Source organism: Micromonospora sp. NPDC004336 (assembly GCF_053602615.1).
In genome coordinates this window covers 45,445-52,624 of sequence record NZ_JBSGDY010000022.1, presented here as the reverse complement: position 1 = coordinate 52,624, position 7,180 = coordinate 45,445, and the positions used below count along the sequence as shown (strand labels likewise).

Sequence of the window (7,180 nt, the reverse complement as noted above, 5' to 3'; positions counted from 1 at the left end):
GGCGGCGAGGAACGCCGACCGGGCCGCCCCGGCCAGCTCCAGCGCGTCCGCGAGCAGCTCGACGGTGGTGCGCTGGGGCCGGGACGACCGGCCCCGCTCCAGGTCGCGGACGGTCCGGACGCCGACGCCGGCCCGCGACGCCAGCTCGGCCTGGGTGAGGCCGGCGGCGAGCCGGTGCCCGCGTAACAGCTCCGGCAAGCCGGTACGACCGCCCGGATGCCGCGAACGATCATGATCCGGAGTCATGGCCAGGAAGAGTACGGACGGGGTGCGACCGCCGGCAGGCGAGCGTCGCCCTGCCGACGGCGGGGTGCGGATATCCGACAGCGGAACCGGGTCCGGCAGCGGAATCGGTCGCCCGACGCCGCCGGACCCGACGCCGTCACATGCCCAGGTCGCGCGCGATGATCATGCGCTGCACCTCGGAGGTGCCCTCGCCGATCTCCAGGATCTTGGAGTCGCGCCAGAAGCGGGCCACCGGGTACTCGTTCATGAAGCCGTAGCCGCCGTGGATCTGGGTCGCCTCGCGGGCGTTGTCCACCGCGATGGTGCTGGCGTGCAGCTTGGCGATGGCGGCCTGCCGCTTGAACGGCTCGCCGGCGAGCATCCGCGCGGCGGCGTCGTAGTAGGCCAGCCGGGCGGTGTGCGCCTTCATCTCCATGTCGGCGATCTTGAACTGGATGGCCTGGTAGTTGCCGATCGGCTGGCCGAACGCCTGGCGGTCCTTCGCGTACTTGATCGACTCGTCGACGCAGCCCTGGGCCAGGCCGACGGCCAGCGCGGCGATGGCGATCCGCCCCTCGTCGAGGATGCGCAGGAACTGGGCGAAGCCCCGGCCGCGCTCGCCGAGCAGGTTGGCCGCCGGCACCCGGCAGTCGTCGAAGGTCAGCTCGTGGGTGTCCGAGGCGTTCCAGCCGACCTTGGAGTAGCCCGGCGCGACGGTGAAGCCCGGCGTGCCGGAGGGCACGATGATGGTGGACAGCTCCTTGGCGCCGTCCGGGCGGGTGCCGGTGACCGCGGTGACGGTGACCAGCGCGGTGATGTCGGTGCCGGAGTTGGTGATGAACGCCTTCGAGCCGTTGATCACCCACTCGCCGGTGGACTCGTCGAGCACGGCCCGGGTCTGGGTGCCGCCGGCGTCCGAGCCCGTGCCCGGCTCGGTCAGCCCGAAGCCGGCCAGCGCCTCGCCGCTGAGCAGCTTGGGCAGCCACTGCGCCTTCTGCTCCTCGGTGCCGAAGCGGTAGATCGGCATCGCGCCCAGCGAGACCGCCGCCTCCAGGGTGATCGCCACGCTGGAGTCGACCCGGGCCAGCTCCTCCAGCGCGAGGCAGAGCGCGAAGTAGTCGCCGCCCATGCCTCCGTGCTCCTCGGCGAAGGGCAGGCCGAACAGGCCCATCTTGCCCATCTGCCGGATCACCTCGTACGGGAAGGTGTGCTTCTCGTAGTGCTCCGCGATGACCGGGGCGACCACCTCGCGCGCGAACTCGCGCACGCTCTCCCGGAGCGCCTCTTGCTCCTCGGTGAGCCGGAAGTCCATGGAATCCTCCTGTGTGGATGGGCCGCCGGGCGCTCGTGACGCCGGGAACGGACGGGTCGCTGGTGCGCGGTGCGGGCCCGGGCCGGCCGGATGGGCCGGCGGCGGGATCAGACCGGGGTGACGCCGTGCCGGCGCCGGGAGAAGTGCCGCTCCTTGGTGCGGGCGGCGGCGAACCGCCGGACCAGCTCGGCGCGCAGCTCGTGCGGCTCGACGATCGCGTCGACCACCAGCTCGCTGGCGAGCCGGACGACGTCGATGTCGCGCTCGTACTCCTCGCGCTTCGCGGCGACGAACGCGGCCCGCTCGGCCTCGTCCCCGATCGCCGCGATCTTGTTGGCGTAGACCGCGTTGACCGCCGCCTCGGCGCCCATCACCGCGATCTTGGCGGTGGGCAGCGCGATCGTGGCGTCCGGCTCGAAGCCCGGCCCGGCCATCGCGTAGAGGCCGGCGCCGTACGCCTTGCGGACCACCACGCAGATCTTCGGCACGGTCGCCTCCGAGATCGCGGTGATCATCTTGGCGCCGTGCCGGATGATGCCCTGCTTCTCCACCGCGCTGCCGACCATGAAGCCGGGCACGTCGCTCAGGAACAGCAGCGGCACGTTGAACGCGTCGCAGAGCTGCACGAAGCGGGTCGCCTTGTCGGCCGAGTCGACGAAGAGCACGCCGCCCTTGAACATCGAGTTGTTGCCGACCACGCCGACGACCTCGCCGTTGAGTCGGCCGAAGCCGATGGTCAGCTCCTTGGCCCAGAGCGCCTGGATCTCGAAGAAGCTGCCCTCGTCGAGCAGGCCCTTGACGTACCGCCGCATGTCGAACGCCTGCCGCTCGCTGGCCGGCACCAGCGCGGCCAGGTCGGCCTTCTCGGGCGCCGCGACGGCGGGCGCGGCCGGCGGGGCCTGCGTCCAGTTGGTCGGGAGGTAGGACAGGTAGCGCTTGACCACGTCGAGGGCGTCGGCCTCGGTCTTGCAGAGGAAGTGCCCGACGCCCGACTCGGCGCAGTGCACCTTGGCCCCGCCCATCGCCTCCAGCGTGGTCTTCTCGCCGGTGACCATCTCGACCATCCGGTCGGAGCCGAGGTACATGCTGGCGTTGCCGTCGACCATGGCGACCACGTCGCAGAACGCCGGGATGTAGGCCCCGCCGGCCGCGCTCGGCCCGAACAGCGCGCAGACCTGCGGGATGGAGCCGGAGGCGCGGACCTGGTTCCAGAAGATCTTGCCGGCGCCGCGGCGGCCCGGGAAGAGGTCGACCTGGTCGGTGATCCGGGCGCCGGCCGAGTCGACCAGGTAGACCATCGGCACGCTGGTCGAGTAGGCCCGCTCGATGATCCGGATGATCTTCTCGACGGTGCGGGCGCCCCAGCTGCCGGCCTTGACCGTGGAGTCGTTCGCCATCAGGCAGACCGGGCGGCCGTCGATGGTGGCGGTGCCGGTCACCACGCCGTCGGCGGGGAGGCCCTCGGCCATCGCGTTGGCGTAGAGGCCGTCCTCGACGAAGGAGCCCTCGTCCACCAGGAGCGCGACCCGCTCCCGGGCGAAGAGCTTGCCCTTGGCGGCGTTCGCCGCGTGGTACTTGTCCGCACCGCCGGCCCGGGCCCGCTTGCGCAGCTGCTCCAGAGCCTCACCGTCGAGCGTCACGCCGACTCCCTCGCCGAACCGGGGCCGGCCGCCTCCTGGACGGGCCGACCGACCTGAACGATCGTTAGGCTAGCGCATCCGCCCGGCGCTCGGCGAGCCGCGGGCACACCGGAGGCGGCACCAGGCGGGCCCCGTCGGCAAACCATTGAAAATCATGAATCTATGGGGCTACGCTCCGGACACCCCTCTCCCGGATTGGAGTCAGCGATGACCTCCCGACTCAACCGGTTCGCGGCCGCGTTCGCCGCGACGGCGCTCGCCACCCTCGGCGTCACGGTCGCCAACCCGACGCCCGCCTCGGCTGCCATGACCATCTGCTACAACACCAGCCAGGCGGGCAGCTTCGCCGGTACGGCCAACCAGGCCGCCTCGATCTGGAACAACGCCACGTCGAACCTGACGCTCACGGCGAACTGCGGCTCCAACCTGCGGATCTACCAGATCACCGGCGGCGGCTCGTACGCCGTCCGGACCAGCCTCGGCAACGGGCGGGTCTACATCGACACCCAGCAGGCCCAGCAGTACAGCCCGCTGCGGATCATGACACACGAGATCGGGCACATCCTCGGCCTGCCCGACAACTACAACGGCAACTGCGCGATCCTGATGTCCGGCGGCAGCGCCGGCACCAGCTGCACCAACCCGTACCCGAGCAGCACCGAGGCCAACCGGGTGACCAGCCTCTTCGCCGGCACCCTCAGCACGAACCGCGCCGAGCCCCAGATCTTCAACGACAGCTGGCCGGCCGCGCTCACCACGGTGGGCTGACCGACCGGGCACGTCGGAGGGGCCGGCACCGCGCCGGCCCCTCCCCGCCTGCCCTCAGCTCGGCAGCGGCGTCAGCCGGGTGCGCGGGCCCGCGCGGAGCACCCCGGACGGGAGCTGCCTGCCGACCAGCTCCTCCGCCAGCTCGGCCACCTCGACCAGGGCGTCCAGGTCGATGCCGGTGTCGACGCCCATGTCGTGCAGCATGTGCACCGCCTCCTCCGTGGCCAGGTTCCCGCTGGCCCCCGGCGCGTACGGGCAGCCGCCGAGGCCGCCGACGCTGGCGTCGAACTCGGTGACGCCCAGCTCCAGCGCGGTCAGCATGTTGGCCAGCGCCGTGCCCCGGGTGTTGTGGAAGTGCAGCAGCACCGGGACGTGGGCGTTGCGGTCGCGTACGGCGGTCAGCAGGTCGCGGACGCGGCGGGGCGTACCCATGCCCGTGGTGTCGCCGAACGCCACCCGGTCGGCGCCGTCGCGGACCACCCGGTCCACGATGGCGGCCACCCGGGCCGGGTCGGTGTCCCCCTCGTACGGGCAGCCGAAGCTGGTCGCGATGATCACCTCGGCCTGCGCGCCGGCGCCGTGCAGCAGGTCGATCAGCTCGGCGATGTCGTCGAGCGACTCCGCCGTGGAGCGGTTGACGTTGCGCCGGTTGTGCGTGTCGCTGGCCGAGACCACCACCTCGATCTCGGTGAACCCGGCGGCGAGGGCGCGCTGGGCGCCCCGGGTGTTCGGCACCAGCGCCGAGTAGCGCACGCCGTCGGCCCTGGCGGCCCGCCGCCACACCTCGTCGGCGTCGGCCATCTGCGGGATCGCCTTCGGGTGCACGAACGAGACAGCCTCGATCCGCCGCACGCCGGTGCCGGAAAGTGCGTCGAGCAGCCGCACCTTGGCGTCGGTCGGGATCGGCTCCTCGTTCTGGAGCCCGTCGCGCGGCCCGACCTCCCGGATCGACACGGAGCCTGGCAGTTCCGCCATAAGGGGTCACCTCACTGTGACGCAGTGCTTGTGCTGGGTCCCCCCAGCCTCCCACCCACCCCGCCCGTTCCGCACCCAGCACCATCGATCATGAGGTTGACCGCGAGGACAGCGGCGAACCGCACGGCCAACCTCATGATCGACGCGGCGCGGCCGGGAGTGGGCGCGGGGTCAGCGCATGCGGGAGACGATGCCGGTGTCGTAGTCGCCGGAGAGGAACTCGTCGTTCTCCAGCAGCTCGGCGAAGAACGGGAGGTTGCACTTCGGGCCGGTCAGCTCGAAGCCGGCCACCGCGGCCCGTGCCCGCTCGATCGCCTCGGCCCGGGTGGCCCCGCTGACGATCAGCTTCGCCATCAGGCTGTCGTAGAACGGGGTGACCGTGTTGCCCGCGACGTAGCCGGAGTCGACGCGTACGCCCTCGCCGGTCGGCTCGGTCCAGGCGGTGATCGCGCCCGGGCCGGGCAGGAAGCGCTTCGGGTCCTCGGCGTTGATCCGCAGCTCGATGGCGTGCCCGCGCGGCGCGAGCGCGTCCGGGTCGAAGGTCGGCGCGAGGCCGGCGGCCACCCGCAACTGCTCCTCGACCAGGTCGACGCCGTAGACCAGCTCGGTGACCGGGTGCTCCACCTGGAGCCGCGTGTTCATCTCCAGGAAGAAGAATTCTTCGGAGGCGGAGCCCGCACCCTTGGCGTCCCGCTGACGTGGGACCAGCAGACACTCGACCGTGCCCGCGTTGCGGTAGCCGACCGCCTCGCCGGCGCGCACGGCGGCGGCCAGGAAGCGCTCGCGCAGCTCCGGCGAGACCGCCGGGGACGGCGACTCCTCGACCAGCTTCTGGTTGCGCCGCTGCACCGAGCACTCGCGCTCGCCGAGGGCGACCACCCGGCCGTCGGCCAGGCCGAGGATCTGCACCTCGACGTGGCGCACCCGGGGGAAGTAGCGCTCGATCAGCACCGACCCGTCGCCGAACATCCGCTCGGCGAAGGCGCGCACCTTGTCGTACTCGGTGCGCAGCGCGGCCTCGTCGTTCGCGACGCCCATGCCCATGCCGCCACCGCCGGCGGCGGCCTTCACCATCACCGGGTAGCCGATCTCCGCCGCCGCGGCGACCGCCGCGTCGAGGTCGGCCGCCGGGTCGGTGGTGCCCGGCGCGACCGGCACCCCGGCCGCCGCCATCAGGTTCCGGGCGTTGATCTTGTCGCCCATCGCGGTGATCGCGTCCGCGCCGGGCCCGACCCAGACCAGGCCGCTCGACTCGACGGTACGGGCGAAGTCGGCGTTCTCCGACAGGAAGCCGTACCCGGGGTGGATCGCCTGCGCGCCGGTGGACTTGGCGGCGGCGAGGATGGCCTCGACGTTGCGATAGCTCTGGGCCGGGTTCGCCGGTCCCACGCACACCGCCTCGTCGGCCTCGGCCACGAACGGCAGGCCGGCGTCGGCCTCCGAGTGCACCGCGATCGCGCGGACGCCGAGCCGCCTCGCGGTGCGGATGATCCGGCGGGCGATCTCGCCCCGGTTGGCGACCAGCAGCGACTCGATCATGTTTCCTCCCAGCGTCCGGGGGTTGGGACGGGTGCCAGGTAACCACGACCGCTCGGTTACTGACGAGTCGCCACCCGCCCGCCGGTCAGGGGTTGGGGTGTGCCAGGAGGGCGGCCAGCGTGGCGGCGCGCAGCAGCTCGGCCCGGCGGCGCCGGTCCACCTCGCCGCCGAGGAACGGCGTCGAGTTCATCAGGCCGAACGCGGCGTGGGCCAGCACCCGCGCCTCGCCGTCGGGCATGCCCGGGTGCAGCGCCGTCAGCACCGTCACCCACTGCTCCACGTAGAGCCGCTGGAGCCGGCGGATCCGGCGGCGCGGCTCGTCGGGGAGGCGGTCCAGCTCGTGCAGGTGCAGGGCGATCACCGCCGGGTTGGCCAGCGCGAAGTCGACGTGGAAGTCGATCAGCGACTCCAGCGCGCCGCGCGGGTCGTCGGGGTGGCCGGCGGACCGCTCCTGGCCACCGGCGAGCAGCTCCTCGCTGACCGGGATCAGCGCGGCGACCAGCATGGCCTCCTTGCCGGCGAAGTGGTGGTAGAGCGCCGGGCCGGTGACCCCGGCGGCCGCGCCGATGTCGTCCATCGAGACGCCGTGGTAGCCCCGGGAGGCGAAGAGGCCGACCGCGATCTCCAGGATCTCGTCCCTGCGCGACCGACGCCGGCCCGACCCCGCGGCGCCGCTCGTCCTGCCCCGTGCCTGCTGCTCCACCGTCACCGGGCAAGCGTA

Annotated in this window: 7 protein-coding genes; 1 reads left to right on the top strand and 6 read right to left on the bottom strand. The window is 72.5% G+C overall.

What is annotated here, in order from left to right; translation table 11 throughout:
* The 3 genes from ACWENR_RS07980 to ACWENR_RS07970 all read right to left on the bottom strand — a co-directional run.
* On the bottom strand, nucleotides 1-246 hold a 246-nt coding region (locus tag ACWENR_RS07980), incomplete at its 3' end, for a helix-turn-helix transcriptional regulator (protein WP_452276279.1).
* 136 nt (nucleotides 247-382) lie between these two features.
* Nucleotides 383-1,537 carry an acyl-CoA dehydrogenase family protein gene (locus tag ACWENR_RS07975; RefSeq protein WP_452276278.1) on the bottom strand — a complete coding sequence of 385 codons (1,155 nt, stop codon included), beginning with the start codon at nucleotides 1,535-1,537 and terminating at the stop codon, nucleotides 383-385.
* A 107-nt stretch (nucleotides 1,538-1,644) separates the two neighbouring features.
* Nucleotides 1,645-3,177, bottom strand: a complete 1,533-nt coding sequence (locus tag ACWENR_RS07970; RefSeq protein ID WP_452276277.1) for an acyl-CoA carboxylase subunit beta — start codon at nucleotides 3,175-3,177, stop codon at nucleotides 1,645-1,647.
* A gap of 207 nt (nucleotides 3,178-3,384) precedes the next feature.
* Here ACWENR_RS07970 and ACWENR_RS07965 point away from each other — a divergent pair, with 207 nt between their 5' ends.
* Nucleotides 3,385-3,945, top strand: coding sequence for a snapalysin family zinc-dependent metalloprotease (locus tag ACWENR_RS07965; RefSeq protein ID WP_452276276.1), 561 nt, complete (start codon nucleotides 3,385-3,387; stop codon nucleotides 3,943-3,945).
* A gap of 54 nt (nucleotides 3,946-3,999) precedes the next feature.
* Here the strand turns inward: ACWENR_RS07965 and ACWENR_RS07960 are convergent, their stop codons facing one another.
* From ACWENR_RS07960 to ACWENR_RS07950, 3 genes are all read right to left on the bottom strand, one after another.
* Nucleotides 4,000-4,920: a hydroxymethylglutaryl-CoA lyase gene (locus ACWENR_RS07960; RefSeq protein WP_452276275.1), complete on the bottom strand. Its 921-nt coding sequence runs from the start codon at nucleotides 4,918-4,920 to the stop codon at nucleotides 4,000-4,002.
* 171 nt (nucleotides 4,921-5,091) lie between these two features.
* On the bottom strand, nucleotides 5,092-6,459 hold the full coding sequence (locus tag ACWENR_RS07955; protein ID WP_452276274.1) for an acetyl-CoA carboxylase biotin carboxylase subunit: 1,368 nt from the start codon (nucleotides 6,457-6,459) through the stop codon (nucleotides 5,092-5,094).
* An 85-nt stretch (nucleotides 6,460-6,544) separates the two neighbouring features.
* Complete coding sequence (locus ACWENR_RS07950) at nucleotides 6,545-7,168, bottom strand: TetR/AcrR family transcriptional regulator (RefSeq protein ID WP_452276273.1); 624 nt, start codon at nucleotides 7,166-7,168, stop codon at nucleotides 6,545-6,547.
* Nucleotides 7,169-7,180 lie beyond the last annotated feature (12 nt).

Coding starts and splice junctions, on each gene's coding strand:
- ACWENR_RS07975 (WP_452276278.1), bottom strand. CDS start 1,537: ATGGACTTCCGGCTCACCGAGGAGCAAGAGGCGCTCCGGGAGAGCGTG.
- ACWENR_RS07965 (WP_452276276.1), top strand. CDS start 3,385: ATGACCTCCCGACTCAACCGGTTCGCGGCCGCGTTCGCCGCGACGGCG.
- ACWENR_RS07960 (WP_452276275.1), bottom strand. CDS start 4,920: ATGGCGGAACTGCCAGGCTCCGTGTCGATCCGGGAGGTCGGGCCGCGC.
- ACWENR_RS07955 (WP_452276274.1), bottom strand. CDS start 6,459: ATGATCGAGTCGCTGCTGGTCGCCAACCGGGGCGAGATCGCCCGCCGG.